A 16,448-nucleotide genomic window follows, 5' to 3' on the forward strand; every position below is an offset into this window, starting at 1 on the left:
GGGCATTTCTCCCCGTATAGGGACGGGGAGAAAGAACGCAGTCATCGGTGATTTCGCCAATTTTCAACGTTAACAGAATAGACGCCGGCCTTGCGTTCAGCCCTCTTCTCCCCGTCACTATACGGGGAGAAGGTGCCGGCAGGCGGATGAGGGGCAGCGCTGGCCTTTCCGATAGAGTTCAATTCTTACCAGCGTGGGCCTTGGCAACGAGCTGAAGTCCTAGCAGCCTCTCTGCTTCCGCCACGACCCCCGCCGGCATCACACGCCCCCCAGGCGCGGCCAAAAGCGTCGATGCATAGGGCCCGCGCGGGCCGGTCAAACCCGGCTCGGTTGCCAGGAACACCGCAACCGTCGGCAGGCCGAAGGCGCTGGCGAGGTGGGTCAGCCCGGTGTCGGCGCCGATGACCAGCGTCGAGCGGCCGATGAATGCGGCGATCTCGGCCAGCGGCGATTTGGGCACCACGACCGTTGACCGGACGGCCCCCGCAATCGCTTCGGCCACGGTCTTCTCACGCTCGTTCGACCATGTGGTGACCGGCGTCATTCCCCGCTCAACCAGCAGGCGGGCGGTTTCGATCCAGTCCTGGACGGGCCATTTCTTGTCTTCGCGGCTGGTGCCGTGCAGCAGGAAGGCGGTTTTTCCAGCGATGCCGGCCAGAGTGCCGGCGGGCGGCACGATGCCGGAGTCCAGCGTCGAAAGATCAGGCTGATAGCCGAGCGCCAGGCCGAACAGCCGCCGCGTCCGTTCGATGGCGTGCAGGTTGCGCGGCACGGCATAGGTGACGTCGCAGAACAGCGTCGCTGAGGGTTCGCGCGCACTGGAGCGGTCGAAGCCGGCAATGGGTGCGCCTGCCTGTCTTGCCACCAGGGCCGATTTCAGCAGGCCTTGTGCGTCGATGACCAGGTCGTAGCGGCAATCGCGCAAGGTGCGGCGCAAGGTTGCCGCCTCGCGCCATGTGCCGCCGTCGAACAGCGCCTTGCGCCAGCGCCTGATCGCCACCGTGTGGATCCTGTCGATCGCCGGGTGAAGCGCGACGATCCCGGCGAATGCCTCTTCCACGCACCAGTCGAAGGTCACGTCCGGCCGCTGGCGGCAGGCGTCCTCGACGGCGGGAAAGGTGTGGATGACATCGCCCATCGAGGATGTCTTGACGATCAGCACCTTCATGCCGCGGCCGGGATTTCCAGCAGGCGGTCCGCCGCCGCCGCGACCTGGCCGACTTCAAGCGTCTTCAGGCAGTTGAGGTGGCCGAGCGGGCAGACCTTCTGGTGGCAGGGCGAGCACGACAGGCCGAGCCAGACCAGCTCGCGCTGCTCGGCCAGCGGCGGCGTATTTTCGGGCGAGGTCGAGCCATAGACGGCAACGATCGGCGTGCCGACGGCAGCGGCGACATGCATCAGCCCGCTGTCGTTGGACACCGCCAGCCTTGCGGCTGCTATCAGGTCGATGGCGTCCTCCAGCCGCGTCTGTCCGGCGAGGTCGACGGCGCCGGGGGCAAGTGCGGCGATCTCCGCCGTCACGTCGCGGTCGTTCTTCGAGCCTAACAGAGCGACCTTCAAGCCTTTGCCCATGAAATCGCGGGCAAGACCGGCATAGCTTTCACTCGGCCAGCGCTTGGCCGGGCCGAATTCGGCACCAGGCATCAGTGCCACGAATTTCTGCGGCGCCAGCCCGAACCGGTCGAGCAGGGCGACCTGGTTTTTCGTGTCCACGCTCAGCCGGGGCGCCCGGAAGCTGCCGCCCTGGGCGAGGCCGAAATAGGCCTGCGCGGTGCGCCGTTTGACGCTGTCGGGCAGCGGCACGATGTCGGTCAACAAGCCATAGCGCATCTCGCGCAGATTGCCGACACGGCGCGGAATGCGGGCAAAGAACGGGATCAGCGCCGATTTCCAGCTTCCCGGCAGGATATAGGCCATGTCGTAGCGGCCGCGCAGCAGGCGGCCAAAGCGGCGGCGATGGGTGAATTCGAGCGCGCCGGGTTTGAGCGGAAAATCTATCTGCTGGCGGATTTCGGGCATGCGCTTGACCAGCGGCGCGGCCCAGGCCGGCGCCAGCACATCGATGGCGGCGTTTGGATGCAGCTCCTTCAGCGCCGAGAACAGGCACTGCGCCATCACCATGTCGCCCACCCAGCGTGGGCCGATCACGAGGATCGTTGGGCTTTCAGCCATTCGACATAGTCTCTGACACCGGTTTCCACTGTCCGGAATTGGCCATTATAACCGGCCGCGCGCAAACGGGACATATCAGCTTGCGTAAAGCTCTGGTAGCTGCCCTTGAGATGGTCGGGGAAGGTGATGAACTCGATCTCACCCTTGCCCAGCGTGTCGATCACCGTTTCGGCAATGGCGCGGAAGGGCTGGGCGCGCCCCGTGCCGCAATTGAAAATGCCGCTTTCGCCCCGCTTCCACAGCCACAGATTGACGTCGGCGACATCGCCGACATGGATGAAGTCGCGGCTTTGTTCGCCGGGCCCGAAGCCGTCATAGGCACCGAACAGTTTCGGGTTCTCGCCGCGTTCGACCTGGTTGAACAGATGGAAGGCGACCGAGGCCATGGCGCCCTTGTGTGCTTCGCGCGGGCCATAGACGTTGAAGTAGCGCAGGCCCGCGACCTGCGAATGATCGGTGTCGAAGACGGTGCGCCTGATATGGTCGTCGAAAAGCTTCTTGGAATAGGCGTAGACATTGAGCGGCCGCTCGAGCGCCGGATCCTCGCGAAACTCGGCGCCGCCGCCATAGACGGAGGCCGAAGAAGCGTAGAGGAAGGGCACGCGCAGCGCCTGGCTTGCGTGCAGCAGCCGCTTCGAGAAGGCGTAATTCACCTCCATCATGAATTTGCCGTTCCACTCGGTGGTGGTCGAGCAGGCACCCTGGTGGAAGACGGCTTCGATGCGGCCGAGCGAGCCTGCCTCCATGCGGGGCAGGAAATCATCCTTGTCGAGATAGTCGGCGATCTGCAAGTCGGCGAGATTGGCGATCTTGTGGCCGTCGGTGAGGTCGTCGACGACGAGGATGTCGTCATGCCCTTCGGCATTCAGCGCGGCGACAATGTTGGAGCCGATCATGCCGGCGCCGCCCGTGACGATGATCATGTTGTTGGCCCTGATACGCGTTTCACTTGCCGATTCCGGCCCTTATAAGGGAGGCAGGGTGGGCTGTCGACAAAGCAGGCAGCGGAGCGGTTGTCACAGTGGCGCCGCAAAGCTTCCGCTTCTGTCGGTTCGTGCCGCCCGGCATGATCGTGAGGGACCAATAATGCCGTCGACCGAACTGCTCATCGCGTTTTTCGCCACCACGGCGATCTTCGCCTACATTCCCGGCCCGGCCATGCTCTACGCAGCCGCGCAGACGATGGCGCGCGGCCGCTGGTCCGGCCTGACCGCAGCACTTGGCATTCATCTGGGCGGCTATGTGCATGTTTTCGCCGCCGCCGCCGGCCTGTCGGTGCTGTTTCACGCCGTGCCGACGCTCTACATGGCGGTCAAGCTGGTCGGGGCGCTCTATCTGATCTGGCTCGGCGTCTCCCTGTTCCGCAAGCGCGTGGAGGGCGATGCCGCGCTGCCCGCCATCGAGCGCAAATCGGCACGACGTGCTTTTTTCGAGAGCATCACCGTCGAGGTGCTCAACCCGAAGACGGCGATCTTCTTCATGGCGTTCCTGCCGCAGTTCATCGATGCCTCGGCGGCGTTTCCGGTCTGGCTGCAATTCGTCGTGCTGGGCACAACAGTCAATCTGATGTTCTCCTCGGCCGATGTCGTCTGCGTGTTCCTGGCGGGCGCCGTGATCGGCCGTTTGCGGCGTTCGAGCCGCGCACAGCGGCTGATGCAGCGGGCCGGCGGCGCGGTGCTGGTTGGGCTCGGTGTCCATGTCGCCTTGCAGAAGAGCTGACTGCCCGGGCCTTTGCGGTCATACCCTGCCGTTGCACTGCATGGATTTGCGGTATATCGGCTTTCGCCATGAACGATCTGGGCCATGAACGATCCGGCCTGTCTGATGATGATGACCAGCAAGATTGAAATCGGCCCTTTCCATGCGTTGCCAGTGACATGATCAAGCACAATCCGCCTTCCCCCGAACCCCTGCACCGCGCCATTGCGCGGTTCGGCCAGGCCACCGTGCTGGTGGTCGGCGACTTCATCCTCGACCGTTTCGTCAACGGCGTCATCGAGCGGATCTCGCCGGAAGCGCCGATCCCGGTGCTGCACGGGCGCGGCGAGACCTCGACGATAGGCGGCGCCGGCAATGTCGTCGCCAACATCGTTTCGCTCGGTGCTGCCGCTGTTCCCGTCTCGGTGATCGGCACCGATGTGGCAGGCGACAGCCTGGTGCGGATGCTCGGCGAGCTTGGCGTCGACACGGCTGGCCTGGCGCAGGATCGCGGCCGCATGACCTCGTCGAAGAGCCGCTTCAGCGCGCTCAACCAGCAGGTGCTGCGCTTCGACGAGGAGGAAATCAAGCCGCTGGGTGCTGCGGAGCGCGCCGGCCTGATCCGGCATTTCCACGATGCACTGCCGCGCGCCGACATCGTCGTCTTGTCCGATTACGGCAAGGGCATCCTGCTCGACGGCGTCGCCGCCGATCTGATCGCCATCTGCCGCGAGGCGGGAAAGCCGGTTCTGGTCGACCCGAAGGGCCGCGACTATGCGCGCTATGCCAGGGCGACCGCCATCACCCCCAACCGCAAGGAACTTGGCGAGGCCGTCGGCCATGCGGTGTTCGCCGATGACGAGATCGTCGGCGCGGCACGCCAGTTGATTTCGGCGCACGGTTTCGACTTCGTAGTCGCGACGCGCAGCGAAAAGGGCATGAGCGTGGTCGGCCCGACCGAGGCGCGCCACATCGCGACCCAGGCGCGGGAAGTGTTCGACGTTTCGGGCGCCGGCGACACGGTGATCGCGAGCTTTGCGCTGGCGTTGGCCGTAGGCGCCGATACCGTCATGGCCGCTTCGATCGCCAATGCCGCCGGCGGCGTCGTGGTGGGCAAGCGCGGCACCGCGCGGCTGACGGTCGAGGAACTCACCGGCGCGCTGTTCCGCTCACACGGACCGACCGCCCACAAGGACGCCATCCTCGATGCCACATCAGCCGCGCGCATGGTGGCGGCCTGGAAGGAAGAAGGCTTGAGCGTCGGCTTCACCAATGGCTGCTTCGACATCCTGCATGCCGGCCATGTCAGCCTGTTGCACGCGGCGCGCAGCCAGTGCGACCGGCTGGTGCTCGGCCTCAACAGCGATGCCTCGGTGCGGCGCCTGAAGGGCGCCGGGCGTCCGGTCAACGACCAGCACGATCGCGCCTGCGTGCTGGCAGCACTTGCCTCGGTCGATGCGGTCGTGGTGTTCGAGGAAGATACGCCGCTGGCGCTGATCGAAGCGCTGCTGCCCGACATACTGGTCAAGGGTGCCGATTACACGGTCGACACCGTGGTCGGCGCCGATGTGGTGCAGAAGGCCGGCGGACGCGTCGTGCTGGTCGATCTCGTCGCCGGCAAGAGCACCACCAACACCATTGGCAAATTGCGCGCCGGCGGCACCACAAACTGAGGGTTTCATGTCCGACTTGAACGATTACCTGGTCCGCTCGGCGGCTGCCATATCAGCCATGGTCGAGCGCGACCTCACCAGCGAGATGGAGCGGGCGGCGAGCGCTGTCGTGACGGCGCTTTCGTCCGGGAAAGCCTTGCTGATCTGCGGCAATGGCGGCTCGGCCAGCGACGCCATCCACATTGCGGGCGAACTGGTCGGCCGCTTCCTCAAGGAGCGCAAGGCCTACAATGTCATCGCGCTGCCGGCCAACGCTGCCGTGCTGACCGCCTGGGGCAACGACTATGGCTTCGATACGGTGTTTTCGCGCCAGGTCGAGGCGCATGGCGCGGCCGGCGGTGTGCTCTTGGCGATCTCGACCAGCGGCAATTCGCCGAGCATCCTCGCCGCCGCCGAACAGGCGCGGATGATGGAAATGACGGTGATCGGCCTGACCGGCGACACCGGCGGCAAGCTCAAGCCACTGTCCGACATCCTGCTCAACGTGCCGTCGACCTCGACGCCGATCATCCAGCAGGGGCATCTGTGTCTCTATCATTATCTGTGCGAGGTGGTCGAAGCGCGTCTCAGCAATGGCTGACGCCACGACGTCCGGCCCCTATCCGCTGGCGGAGCCCGGCCTATGGGTCGAGCGGATAGGCTCGACGGTGTTTCCTGCCGGCACGCCTGCGCTGTTCCTCGACCGCGACGGCACCATCAACGTCGACACCGGTTATCCCGACGACCCGGCCGAAATGGTGCTGCGCGCGGATATCGCCGCAGCGATCGCTGCCGCCAACCGCGCCGGCATTCCCGTCATCATCGTCACCAACCAGTCGGGCATCGCGCGCGGCTATTACGGCTGGGGCGATTTCGTCGCCGTCAACGGTCGCGTGCTGGAATTGCTAGGCGGCGAGGGCGCATTCGTCGACATGGTGCTGGCCTGCGCCTATCACGAAGCGGGCTCCGGCTCGCTTGCGGTCGCAGATCATCCGATGCGCAAGCCCAACCCGGGCATGCTGCTGGAGGCGGCCAAACGCGTTGGGCTCGATCTGCAGCGTTCGCTGATCGTTGGCGACAAGCAGGCGGACATGGAGGCGGGACAGCGCGCCGGCCTCTCGCAGGGCTGGCTGGTCGACGGGCAAGCGGCTGTTCAATCGGGCTTCACGGTCAGGCCCTGGCGCGACCGCGAGGATTTCGACGGCCTGCTCGCCGCAATAGCGGCACTTGGCGCTGTGTCAGGCAAATCGTGATGGCTCACACCGGATCGTTGTCTCGCCAGGCTTCATAAAGCTTGGCCTCGGTGGCGAACGAATACACCATCACCATCATCGAATAGACGAAGCCGTGCCGGCCACACAGGAAGTAGCGCTTGGCCAGGTAGAATTTCAGGAAATTGCCGAGCGGCGACAGCACCAGTTTTACCAGGCCAGGTTTCTTGCCCCGCTCGACCAGCGTGGCAACCTTGAGGCTGGAGTAGGTGTTGGCCCTGGCCAGGTCCTCCGCGATGCTCATTTCGCGGCGGTGCAGCAGCACGCCATTTTCAATCGTGCCGGTTTCGCCCGGCACCTCGAACGATTCATGGACCCGCAAGTTGAGGTCCATGGTGGCCTTGTCCCGGCGAAAAAGACGCAGCAGCCTGTTGTGCAGCACCCAGCGGTGCGCATAGCCATAGCCTTTCAGCTTGTCGCGGCGCCTTATGTACCATCCGTCGAAGCCGACATTGCGAGGCTGCGTCACGTCCACGATCGACTGCCTGAGCAGGTCGTCGATGGCCTCATCGGCTTCAATCGAAAGGCACCATGGCTGCGTGGCCTGATCGAGGGCGAATTGCCGTTGCCGGGGAAAACCCGGCCAGTCGTTGTGAAACAGCCTTATCGGGTAGCCCTTGGCGATGAATTCCTGGACGACATCCAGGGTGCTGTCCGTCGAGCCTGAATCGACGACGATGATCTCGGCGCAGAAGTCGACGCTTTCCAGGCACTGGCCGATCATGTCGGCTTCATTCATGCAGATGACCAGCGCCGAAACCGGGCTAGCAAATCGAGTCATGGTCCCACCCTACGGCACACTGTTCTCGGGATTTGCGCTGCTTGCTGCATCTGTTTGTACGCAATCCCGGAGGGAAAACCGTTACACACTTTTTCTGGAATTGCTCTAGGAAACCAACAAGCGGCCAAGGCAGAACGTCCGGCTTCCACACGACAGCCTATCGAATGCCAAAGCTGCCCTGATATGGCGAAGCCCGCAACCCGCATCCGCCAGACCCGATGTGGCGCTGCCGTTCAACCGGCTCAAGGCTGTGCAAACGAGACCAGCCCTTCGTCCTTGACCCGGCGGATGGTGAGCGCGGTGCGCACCGTGTCGACATTCGGGGTCGAGGTCAGCTCCTCGATGACGAAGCTCTGGAAGGCGCCGAGGTCGCTCGCCACGCAATGCAGCAGGAAATCGGATTCGCCCGACACCATCCAGGCGTCGCGCACGATCGGCCAGCCGCGGGTGCGTTCGGCAAAGGTGCGCAGCTCGGCGTCGGCCTGGTGATGCAGGCCGATCAGGCAGAAGGCGACGACATCGAGGCCGAGCGCCGGCGCATTGAGCAAAGCGCGGTAGCCGCGGATGATGCCGGCTTCCTCCAGCCGCTTGACGCGGCGCAGGCATGGCGGCGCCGAAATGCCGACGCGGGTCGACAGTTCGACATTGGTCATGCGGCCGTCGCCCTGCAATTCGCGCAGGATCTTCCAGTCGATGGCGTCGAGGTCGGCCTTGAGCGGCATGAGGGCTCTCGAGAAGTCAGGGGCAACACGCAAGAATCTTGCGTGATTTTGTAATTAAACGACTTCGCTGTCCATTCCATCCCTCGCCCGGAATATTTCGCAGGATCAAGTGGGCAACAGGGTGCGACAAAGCTTTCCGGGGACGAACGCCAACTTGCCTTGCTGGCGTCGTGGGCAACACTTACATTACGCGCGACAATGACCGAGTTTTCCATGCCGCAATTGCCGGCAGCCCTCCACAGAGGCTTTAGATGACCACCAAGCACGCGCCCGTTCTCATCATCGGTTCCGGCCCGGCCGGCTATACGGCGGCGGTCTACGCCGCCCGCGCCATGCTGAAGCCGATGCTGGTCGCCGGCCTGCAGCAGGGCGGCCAGCTGATGATCACCACCGATGTCGAGAATTATCCCGGCTTCGCCGACCCCATCCAGGGTCCGTGGCTGATGGAGCAGATGCTCAAGCAGGCCGAGCATGTCGGCACCGACATCATCAACGACATCATCACCGAGGTCGACCTCAATGTGCGGCCGTTCCGTGCCAAGGGCGATTCCGGCACCACCTACACCGCCGACGCACTGATCATCGCCACCGGCGCGCAAGCGAAATGGCTGGGCATTCCGACCGAACAGACCTTCATGGGCTTCGGCGTCTCGGCCTGCGCCACCTGCGACGGTTTCTTCTATCGCGGCAAGGATGTTGCGGTGATCGGCGGCGGCAATTCGGCGGTGGAAGAGGCGCTCTATCTGTCGAACCTCGCCAAGAGCGTTACCGTGATTCACAGGCGCAACGATTTCCGCGCTGAACGCATCCTGCGCGAGCGGCTGCTGAAGAAGGACAATGTCCGCGTCATCTGGGACACGATCGTCGACGAGATCACCGGCCGTCCCGGCAAGACGCCGCTGCCGCCCTCGGTCGAAGGCCTGAAGTTGCGCGATGCGGTGACCGGCGAGGTGTCGCACCTCAAGGTCGACGGCGTGTTCGTGGCCATCGGTCACGCACCGGCGGTCGAACTGTTTGCCGGCAAGCTGAAGCAGAAGCCGAATGGCTATCTGTGGACGGCGCCGAATTCGACCCGCACCGACGTGCCCGGCGTGTTCGCGGCCGGCGATGTGACCGACGACATCTACCGCCAGGCGGTGACCGCGGCGGGCCTCGGCTGCATGGCCGCACTCGAGGCGGAGAAATATCTGGCCGGCATCGAAGTGCACCGCGAAGCGGCCGAGTAGAGAGTTCAGAGAGCGGCTTAGAAACGCCGTGTAAAAGCCTGATTTTTCATTCAGACGCCAAAACAGAACGAGGGGGAATCATGGCGTTGGACTGGGACAAGCTACGCGTGTTTCACGCTGCGGCGGAGGCGGGGTCGTTTACCCATGCGGCCGAGACATTGCATCTGTCGCAATCGGCGATCTCGCGGCAGGTCAGCGCGCTCGAGCATGATGTCGGCGTGCCGCTGTTCAACCGCCACGCCCGCGGGTTGGTGCTGACCGAGCAAGGCGAAATGCTGTTCCGCACGGCGCATGACGTGCTGATGAAGCTCGAGACCATCAAGTCACGACTGACCGAGACCAAGGACCGCCCCTCCGGCGTGCTCCGGGTGACGACGACGGTGGGGCTGGGCGCCGGCTGGCTGACCGAGCGGGTGCAGGAGTTCATCGAGCTCTATCCCGAAATCAGCCTGCAGCTGATCCTTGCCAACGAGGAACTCGACCTCACCATGCGCCAGGCCGATTGCGCCATCCGGCTGCGCCAGCCGCAGCAACCGGACCTGATCCAGCGCCGCCTGTTCACTGTGCATTTCCACCTCTACGCGGCCCCATCCTATGTCGCCAAGCACGGCAAGCCGGCTTCGGTCGCCGAGCTGAAGGCCCATCGCATCGTCACCTTCGGCGTGCCGGTGCCCTCGCATCTGTCGGAGCTGAACTGGCTGGAAACGGTCGGCGATTTCGAAGGCGGACAAAGGGTGCCGACGCTGCAGATCAACGACATCTTGTCGATCAAGCGGGCGGTGCAGGGCGGTGCCGGCATCGCCATGCTGCCCGACTATGTGATCAGCAAGGACTCCGACCTGGTGCAATTGCTGCCGGAGACCGAAGTGCCGTCCTTCGACACCTATTTCGCCTATCCCGACGCGATGAAGAACCAGGCCAAGCTGCACGTCTTTCGCGATTTCATCATTGCCAAGGCCCGAAGCTGGTCCTTCTGAGGGCATGTCGATATTCAGGTGATGCCGGCCTGCGAATGGCGGCTTCCTGCGCTTCCGGTGCTCACGTACTTGAGTACGCTCCGCGCCGGTTCTCGGCAGCCACCATTCTCGGCTCGGCCTGACCTGAATCTCAACATGCCCTGCGGCGGCGCTGCTTTTCGACTTCGGCTCAGCCCCGCCAGGGCGTCAGGCGAGGCAGCCAGCCCGGGACGTTGCGACGGTAGGTGTCGTATTCGGCGCCGTAGCGGTGGGCCAATGTCGGCTCCTCGTAGAACCGCACGAAGGAGCCCATGGCAATCGCGCCGATGACGGCATAGGCGACCAGCGTCCAGCTCGAGAACAGCAACGCCTGGCCGAGGATGATCGACAGCACGGCGACATACATCGGGTTGCGGACATGGCGGTAGATGCCGCCGATCACCAGCCTCTCGGTCGGGGCGACCGGAGCGGGCGTGCCGAGGCCCTCAAGCGCAAAGCGGCCGAAGGCATGCAGGAGTGCTGCGATCGCGGCGACGATCAGGAGCCCGCCAACAGGGACAAAGCCCGGCAGGCTTGACCACGGCAAGCTCCATCGGTCGGTCAACAGCCAGGGCACCAGCCCGGCAACCACGCAAGGTGCTGCAATGAAGAAGGCCGCACTGCCGGCGATCGCCGAAAACGCCCGCATTGGTTGCTTCCTCCCTGATTGCCTCAGAAATGAACGCCTGCTGCCCGCTTCTACGTCATGACGCAGTTTTGGCAATTTGGGGCAAAAACCGGCGGGGATTCGCGATTCTCTAGTGACAATCGCCCGGTTCGGCGCTCCATTTTGACGATTCTGCTGGTCCTATTGGCTCTTGGAATGGGTTAGACCACAGCCTGCGTCTTTTTGCATGCGTGTGTTGCAAAATAGATGCTTGTTTCTTGGGCATGATGAGCACATATATAGATCATCTCCAGGGCGCGTTCTCCTCCCATTAGCGCCCTCGAGTGTTCCCCTCTGGAGGTTAGCCTTAACAGGCACTTCCAATCAAACTCAGCCGGATCTTCGTTGATCCGGCTTTTTTGTTGCCTGTACCCTGCTGGGGCGGTCAAAAAATCCATCACAATTGCCGCGTAACAGTGACATGTAACCTCTGGTAACATATCGCGGACGCTCGCGACCTGCTATGTAGACCATAGGACGCGGTGTGGTTCGGACGGGAGATGGGGGCATCACTCGTACGGCCCGGGCTCAGGCGGCTACCGCGTCCGAACCGTTTCTTCCGCCGAAGTTCGGCGGCACCAAATGCGGCGGACCTGCCGTTTTACCTCCCAAGGAAACGGTCCGCGAACAAAACGACGTCCGGTCCCCGCCGGGCGTCGTTTTCTTTTTGCCCCTCGAACCGAGGTTCGAGGGGCGTGTGATGTGCTACGGGTCAGGCAGCCTTGCCGTTGGTGTTCATCGCCTCGTCAGCCAGACGGCCAGTGAGTTCGGCCATGTGGTCGAAGACGGCACGGTAGCTGGCGACGCCCGCGGTCGCCGAGCGCAACTCGATGATCAGGTCGCCGATCTCGGCTTGCGGCATGGTTGCCTCGACGACATCCCATCCGGGCCAGTCAGGCCGCGCGTCGTAGCCGAGGATCTGGCCACGCCGCTGCGGGATGAGCGCGATGATCTTCGAGGTGGCGTCGGACGGCGTGACGATCTCGACCTTCATCACCGGCTCCAGAAGCACCGGCGAGCAGGCGGCCATGCCTTCCTTCATCGCCAGCCTGGCCGCCATCTGGAAGGCCATGTCGGAGGAATCGACCGCATGGTAGGAGCCGTCGGACAGGTTGACGGCGACATCGACGACGGGGAAGCCGAGCGGCCCGGACTTCAGATAATCGCGCACGCCGGTTTCGACCGACTGGATATAGGTCTTCGGCACGACGCCGCCGGTTATGGTGTCGGTGAACTGGAAGCCGGAGCCGCGCGGCAGCGGCTTGATCTCGATCACCACGTCGCCGAACTGGCCATGGCCGCCGGACTGTTTCTTGTGACGGCCACGCTGCTGCGCCGGTTTGCGGATCGTCTCGCGATAGGGCACCGCCGGCGCATGGCCTTCGACCGGTATCTGGTTCTTGCCTTCCAGCCGCTCGCGCACGACACGCAGATGCATCTCGCCATGGCCCGACAGCACGGTCTCGGCCGAGTCCTGGTTGTGGCGCAGGCTGAGCGAGGGGTCTTCCTCGGCCAACCGCTGGATGGCGGCCGACATCTTCACTTCGTCCTTGCGCTCCTTGGGCCGCAGCGCGAAGGCGAAGACCGGTTGCGGCGGCTCGAACTGGAACAGCTGTTTGGCGCCGCCCTTGGCCGAACTCAGCGTCTGGCCGGTCTTGACCTCGTCCAGCTTGCCCAGCGCCACCGTGTCGCCGGCCTTGGCGATGGTGAGCTTGGACTGGTCCTTGCCGAGCATTCGGTAGATGCCGGAGACCTTTGCCGTGTCGCCGCCGGGCAACCAGAGTTCGGAGCCGTCGACGACCTGGCCGGACAGGACGCGCGACACCGACAGCTTGCCGCCATGCGGCGTGTGGATGGTCTTCATCACCTGGACCACGGTGGCCGCGCCGTCGGGTGCGCCGAGCCGCTTGCGGGTCGCCTCGATGTCGGGCGCGTCGTGGCGGATCGCCTTCAGCAGGCGCAGCACGCCATTGCCTTTCTCGGCGGTGCCGATCAGCACCGGCGTTACCGCGCCATCGCGCAGATCGGCGGCGAGGTCGTCGAAGATCGCGTCCTTGGGTGGCTCGATCTCCTCGAGCAGCTGTTCCATCAACTGGTCGTCATGGTCGGCCAGCGTTTCCAGCATGGAGAAGCGCGCCTCCAGCTCGCGCGCCTTGTCGTCGCCCGGTATCTGAGCGACCTCGCTTTCGGCATATTCGCGATAGATGTAGGCGCGCTCCAGCGCCAGATCGATCGAGCCGATGACGACGCCATCCTTGCGCAGCGGAATCTGGCGCAGCAGCAACGGCACGGCACTGGCCGGCTGCAGCATCTTCAGCGTGTCGCGCACACCGGCGATTGCCTTGTCGACCTTGTTGAGGAACAGGATGCGCGGCACGCCGAGATCGTCGAGCTTGCGCATGATCAGCTGCAGGGCAGGGATCTTCTTTTCGTCGGCCTCGGCGACGACCACCGCGAGGTCGCAGGCGGCCAGCACCGGCTCGGCCTCGAAGGAGAATTCGATGGAGCCGGGACAGTCGACGAAGGTGATCTGCTCGCCCATGAATTCGGTGGTGGCGATTGTCGCCTCGACGCTCATGGCGTGGGCGCGCGCCTCGGGCGAATGATCTGAAACGGTATTGCCTGATGAAACGGGATTTTGTCGGGGAATTGAGCCCGTACGGGCCAATATGGCTTCAAGAAGTGTCGTCTTACCGCTTGCGAAGGGACCGACTATGGCAATGCATTTCGGTCCCGTGCGTCGTCCTCCGGCGCGAGTACCCATGACTGACCTCCACTCAGGCGTTTCCCGTAGGACCGACTGGCTACATGGTTCAGGCGTGGTCAATCGGTCCTGAGCGGCGGCCGGCCTGTTCGACCGTCGCGGGCGGGGTTCTTTTCAAGTGCCACCTGCCCAAAGCCATCGTCCCACTTGTTTGGCGGCAGGGCAAGAAAAATAGAATTCCGGCACTCTGCCGCTGCCTCAGGCGCTCAGCGCCAAGGGCTCGGCATCGACGGGGCGCAGGGAAGCAACCTTGTCGCGCGATGCCGGCCTGCCGAAGAAATAGCCTTGGAACCGATTGCAGCCGGCGGCCTTGGCGAGGACGAACTCTTCTTGCGTCTCGACGCCCTCGGCGACGATGGTGACGTCCTGGATGCGCGCGATCTGCGCCAGCGCCGAAACGAAGATCTGCGCCACCTGGTCATGGGCGAGGCTGCGGATGTAGGAGCGGTCGATCTTGATGCTGTCGATGGGCAAGGTCTTCAGATAGTTGAAGCCGCAATGGCCGGTGCCGAAATCGTCGAGCGCGATGTGGAAGCCGAGGCCGCGCAACGCTTCAAGGCGCCGCAGGATCTCGGGCGTCGCGGCGGTTGCCACCGTCTCGGTGATCTCGATGACGAATTGCGTGGCGGAACGTCCGGTCTCCTTCAACACGCGATCGCACATGGTGACGATCTCGTCGCGCTTCAGCTGTTCGCCTGAAACGTTGATCGAGATGCGCCGTCCCGGGAAATGACCGATGTCGGCGCAAGCCCGCTTGAACACCCATTCGCCTAGCATGTCGATCAGGGTCGAACGCTCGGCGATCGGAATGAATTCGGCCGGCGAGATCAGGCCACGAACCGGGTGGCGCCAGCGGATCAGCCCTTCGAAGCCATAGGCGGAACCGTCCGGGTTGACGATCGGCTGGTAGTGCAACTCGAGTTCGCCGAGATAGACCGCCGCACGCAGTTCCCGTTCGATCAGGCGGCGGTAGCGCTTGTCGGACAGCATCTCCTCGTCGAATACGGTGACGCGGCCACGGCCCGCCGCCTTGCTTTCATAGAGCGCCAGGTCGGCAACCAGCATCAGTTCCGTCGTGTTGGAGGCATGTGTCGGCGCCAGTGCCACGCCGATGGAAATGGAGAGCGGGATCGTCTTGCCCTCATGCGATTTGCCGGCCCGCATGGTGTCCAGCAATTGCCTGACATTCTTGTTGATGGCGGCGAGATCGCTGTGCGGAATGATGATGCCGAACTCGTCGCCGCCGAGCCGTCCGACCAGGCCGTCGGCAAAGATGCGCTCTGAAGTCTTGACGAGATACGCCAAGGCGAGGTCGCCGAACTGATGCCCGAACGTGTCGTTGAGCTGCTTGAAGTGATCGACGTCGATCACCAGCAAGGTCGCATCGCGCCGGTCGCGCATGCTGCCGAGACTGTCGTGCAGCGCTTCGAGGAAATAGCGGCGGGTCATCGCCCCCGTCATCGCGTCCCTGGTCAGGAAATGATGTTTTTCCGCCTCGGCGGCGGCCGCCGACCGCAAGCGGTGCACGATGCTGCTGCGCATGTACATCAGGGCCAGCAGGGCCAAGCCGGTGGCCAGGATCGAGACGGTGAAGGAGCTGCCCGAAGGCAGGTTTTGCGAGATGTCGAAAGCGCCGAGCACCGCGGCGCCGATGCTGATCAAAAGCAACAATTGAATGCCGCGATAGATGCGGCCGCTGTGGTCCCTGATCGTCGCCAGTATGCTCATCTCATCACCCCTGCACCCGCCGGCAAGGGCTAGAGGGCAGGCGTTAAAAAGCCCTTGAGGCGGCCACGCCCGGCCGGCGATTTGGCCGTCCGTGCCGGGGATCGAACGTTCATGGTTAAGAAGCCTGCCGCGGATGCCGGCAGGTGGGGAGATGGCCGATCGCAGTTGCACGGCGCGGCATATCGGAGGAAGGTGCCGGCTTGCGCCAATGTCATTTGCGCCAATGCCAGGACAGGCGGTGTTCTGCCGCCAGCCCGTCAGAGATCAAGGACCATCGACCATGAAGATCATTGCCTGCGGCAGCGTGCCGACCATCATAGCGCCCGAAAAATACTTCACCGGCCGGGTGCTGCAGACGCCCATCATCGAGAAGGAGGCGCCTGCCCGGTTGCGAGCCACGTTGGTCAGCTTCGAGCCGGGCGCGCGCACCCACTGGCATACCCATCCGCTTGGCCAGACGCTCTACGTCACCGAGGGCGCCGGACTTGCCCAGACATGGGGCGAACCGGTCCAGGAGATCAGGGCCGGAGACGTCATTTCCTTTGCGCCAGGCGAAAAGCACTGGCATGGCGCGGCGCCGAAATCGGCGATGACGCATATCGCCATGCAGGAAGCCCTCGACGGCGTCCATGCCGATTGGCTGGAAGCGGTAACGTCGGCGCAATATGGCGGCTGAATGCTGAGTCCGTAAGAAGTCGGGCTTCTATTCCAGCCGCAACATCTTCAGAAGAGGGCGGCTCGCGGCGAGTTCCGTGCCATCGCGCAGGCCGCG

General features: G+C 63.9%; 15 protein-coding genes. 7 read left to right on the plus strand and 8 right to left on the minus strand.

Annotated features, from left to right (window positions below; translation table 11 throughout):
* Positions 1 to 178: 178 nt before the first annotated feature.
* The 3 genes from waaC to rfaD are packed head-to-tail and all read right to left on the minus strand — an operon-like array spanning position 179 to position 3,095.
* Positions 179 to 1,168, minus strand: coding sequence for a lipopolysaccharide heptosyltransferase I (gene waaC / locus FCU66_RS23085; RefSeq protein ID WP_136622362.1), 990 nt, complete (start codon positions 1,166 to 1,168; stop codon positions 179 to 181).
* Complete coding sequence (gene waaF, locus FCU66_RS23090; RefSeq protein ID WP_136622363.1) at positions 1,165 to 2,172, minus strand: lipopolysaccharide heptosyltransferase II; 1,008 nt, start codon at positions 2,170 to 2,172, stop codon at positions 1,165 to 1,167. The genes waaC and waaF overlap by 4 nt, the downstream gene beginning before the upstream one ends.
* Positions 2,145 to 3,095 carry an ADP-glyceromanno-heptose 6-epimerase gene (rfaD, locus tag FCU66_RS23095; RefSeq protein WP_136622364.1) on the minus strand — a complete coding sequence of 317 codons (951 nt, stop codon included), beginning with the start codon at positions 3,093 to 3,095 and terminating at the stop codon, positions 2,145 to 2,147. Before rfaD ends, waaF begins: the two co-directional genes overlap by 28 nt.
* Before the next feature lie 163 nt (positions 3,096 to 3,258).
* Between rfaD and FCU66_RS23100 the strand changes: the two genes are divergently transcribed.
* The 4 genes from FCU66_RS23100 (at position 3,259) to FCU66_RS23115 (ending at position 6,775) form a co-directional block, all read left to right on the plus strand.
* Positions 3,259 to 3,891 (plus strand): LysE family translocator, encoded by a 633-nt coding sequence (locus FCU66_RS23100; RefSeq protein WP_136622365.1) that lies wholly within the window; start codon positions 3,259 to 3,261, stop codon positions 3,889 to 3,891.
* Positions 3,892 to 4,049: 158 nt separating this feature from the next.
* Complete coding sequence (gene rfaE1, locus FCU66_RS23105) at positions 4,050 to 5,543, plus strand: D-glycero-beta-D-manno-heptose-7-phosphate kinase (RefSeq protein ID WP_136622366.1); 1,494 nt, start codon at positions 4,050 to 4,052, stop codon at positions 5,541 to 5,543.
* Between the two features lie 7 nt (positions 5,544 to 5,550).
* Positions 5,551 to 6,123 (plus strand): D-sedoheptulose-7-phosphate isomerase, encoded by a 573-nt coding sequence (locus FCU66_RS23110; RefSeq protein ID WP_136622367.1) that lies wholly within the window; start codon positions 5,551 to 5,553, stop codon positions 6,121 to 6,123.
* A complete protein-coding gene (locus tag FCU66_RS23115) occupies positions 6,116 to 6,775 on the plus strand; it encodes an HAD family hydrolase (RefSeq protein ID WP_136622368.1) in 660 nt (219 codons plus the stop codon). The genes FCU66_RS23110 and FCU66_RS23115 overlap by 8 nt, the downstream gene beginning before the upstream one ends.
* 4 nt (positions 6,776 to 6,779) lie before the next feature.
* On the opposite strand, the gene FCU66_RS23120 is transcribed toward FCU66_RS23115, so the two are convergent.
* Together FCU66_RS23120 and FCU66_RS23125 are read right to left on the minus strand one after the other, a co-directional pair.
* Positions 6,780 to 7,574 (minus strand): glycosyltransferase family 2 protein, encoded by a 795-nt coding sequence (locus tag FCU66_RS23120; protein ID WP_136622369.1) that lies wholly within the window; start codon positions 7,572 to 7,574, stop codon positions 6,780 to 6,782.
* Positions 7,575 to 7,816: 242 nt separating this feature from the next.
* A complete protein-coding gene (locus FCU66_RS23125; protein ID WP_136622370.1) occupies positions 7,817 to 8,296 on the minus strand; it encodes an Lrp/AsnC family transcriptional regulator in 480 nt (159 codons plus the stop codon).
* A gap of 251 nt (positions 8,297 to 8,547) precedes the next feature.
* Here FCU66_RS23125 and trxB point away from each other — a divergent pair, with 251 nt between their 5' ends.
* Entirely contained in the window at positions 8,548 to 9,522 is a 975-nt protein-coding gene (trxB, locus tag FCU66_RS23130) for a thioredoxin-disulfide reductase (RefSeq protein WP_136622371.1), read from the plus strand.
* 80 nt (positions 9,523 to 9,602) lie between these two features.
* On the plus strand, positions 9,603 to 10,499 hold the full coding sequence (locus tag FCU66_RS23135) for a LysR family transcriptional regulator (protein ID WP_136622372.1): 897 nt from the start codon (positions 9,603 to 9,605) through the stop codon (positions 10,497 to 10,499).
* A 169-nt stretch (positions 10,500 to 10,668) separates the two neighbouring features.
* Here the strand turns inward: FCU66_RS23135 and FCU66_RS23140 are convergent, their stop codons facing one another.
* From FCU66_RS23140 to FCU66_RS23150, 3 genes are all read right to left on the minus strand, one after another.
* Positions 10,669 to 11,166 carry a methyltransferase family protein gene (locus FCU66_RS23140; RefSeq protein ID WP_136622373.1) on the minus strand — a complete coding sequence of 166 codons (498 nt, stop codon included), beginning with the start codon at positions 11,164 to 11,166 and terminating at the stop codon, positions 10,669 to 10,671.
* A gap of 730 nt (positions 11,167 to 11,896) precedes the next feature.
* Positions 11,897 to 13,948 carry an elongation factor G gene (locus FCU66_RS23145; RefSeq protein ID WP_136622374.1) on the minus strand — a complete coding sequence of 684 codons (2,052 nt, stop codon included), beginning with the start codon at positions 13,946 to 13,948 and terminating at the stop codon, positions 11,897 to 11,899.
* A gap of 198 nt (positions 13,949 to 14,146) precedes the next feature.
* Positions 14,147 to 15,676, minus strand: coding sequence for a putative bifunctional diguanylate cyclase/phosphodiesterase (locus FCU66_RS23150; RefSeq protein WP_136622375.1), 1,530 nt, complete (start codon positions 15,674 to 15,676; stop codon positions 14,147 to 14,149).
* A 280-nt stretch (positions 15,677 to 15,956) separates the two neighbouring features.
* Between FCU66_RS23150 and FCU66_RS23155 the strand changes: the two genes are divergently transcribed.
* Complete coding sequence (locus FCU66_RS23155) at positions 15,957 to 16,352, plus strand: (R)-mandelonitrile lyase (protein ID WP_136622376.1); 396 nt, start codon at positions 15,957 to 15,959, stop codon at positions 16,350 to 16,352.
* Positions 16,353 to 16,448: the final 96 nt, after the last annotated feature.

Origin of the sequence: Mesorhizobium norvegicum (genome assembly GCF_004919685.1) — a bacterium.
GTDB lineage: Bacteria > Pseudomonadota > Alphaproteobacteria > Rhizobiales > Rhizobiaceae > Mesorhizobium > Mesorhizobium norvegicum.

Bases quoted from the DNA above. Each gene is read 5' to 3' on its own strand.
- FCU66_RS23125 (WP_136622370.1), bottom strand. From the start codon at position 8,296: ATGCCGCTCAAGGCCGACCTCGACGCCATCGACTGGAAGATCCTGCGC.
- FCU66_RS23155 (WP_136622376.1), top strand. From the start codon at position 15,957: ATGAAGATCATTGCCTGCGGCAGCGTGCCGACCATCATAGCGCCCGAA.
- FCU66_RS23100 (WP_136622365.1), top strand. From the start codon at position 3,259: ATGCCGTCGACCGAACTGCTCATCGCGTTTTTCGCCACCACGGCGATC.
- FCU66_RS23140 (WP_136622373.1), bottom strand. From the start codon at position 11,166: ATGCGGGCGTTTTCGGCGATCGCCGGCAGTGCGGCCTTCTTCATTGCA.
- waaF (WP_136622363.1), bottom strand. From the start codon at position 2,172: ATGGCTGAAAGCCCAACGATCCTCGTGATCGGCCCACGCTGGGTGGGC.
- rfaE1 (WP_136622366.1), top strand. From the start codon at position 4,050: ATGATCAAGCACAATCCGCCTTCCCCCGAACCCCTGCACCGCGCCATT.
- waaC (WP_136622362.1), bottom strand. From the start codon at position 1,168: ATGAAGGTGCTGATCGTCAAGACATCCTCGATGGGCGATGTCATCCAC.
- trxB (WP_136622371.1), top strand. From the start codon at position 8,548: ATGACCACCAAGCACGCGCCCGTTCTCATCATCGGTTCCGGCCCGGCC.
- FCU66_RS23135 (WP_136622372.1), top strand. From the start codon at position 9,603: ATGGCGTTGGACTGGGACAAGCTACGCGTGTTTCACGCTGCGGCGGAG.
- FCU66_RS23120 (WP_136622369.1), bottom strand. From the start codon at position 7,574: ATGACTCGATTTGCTAGCCCGGTTTCGGCGCTGGTCATCTGCATGAAT.
- FCU66_RS23110 (WP_136622367.1), top strand. From the start codon at position 5,551: ATGTCCGACTTGAACGATTACCTGGTCCGCTCGGCGGCTGCCATATCA.
- rfaD (WP_136622364.1), bottom strand. From the start codon at position 3,095: ATGATCATCGTCACGGGCGGCGCCGGCATGATCGGCTCCAACATTGTC.
- FCU66_RS23115 (WP_136622368.1), top strand. From the start codon at position 6,116: ATGGCTGACGCCACGACGTCCGGCCCCTATCCGCTGGCGGAGCCCGGC.
- FCU66_RS23145 (WP_136622374.1), bottom strand. From the start codon at position 13,948: ATGGGTACTCGCGCCGGAGGACGACGCACGGGACCGAAATGCATTGCC.
- FCU66_RS23150 (WP_136622375.1), bottom strand. From the start codon at position 15,676: ATGAGCATACTGGCGACGATCAGGGACCACAGCGGCCGCATCTATCGC.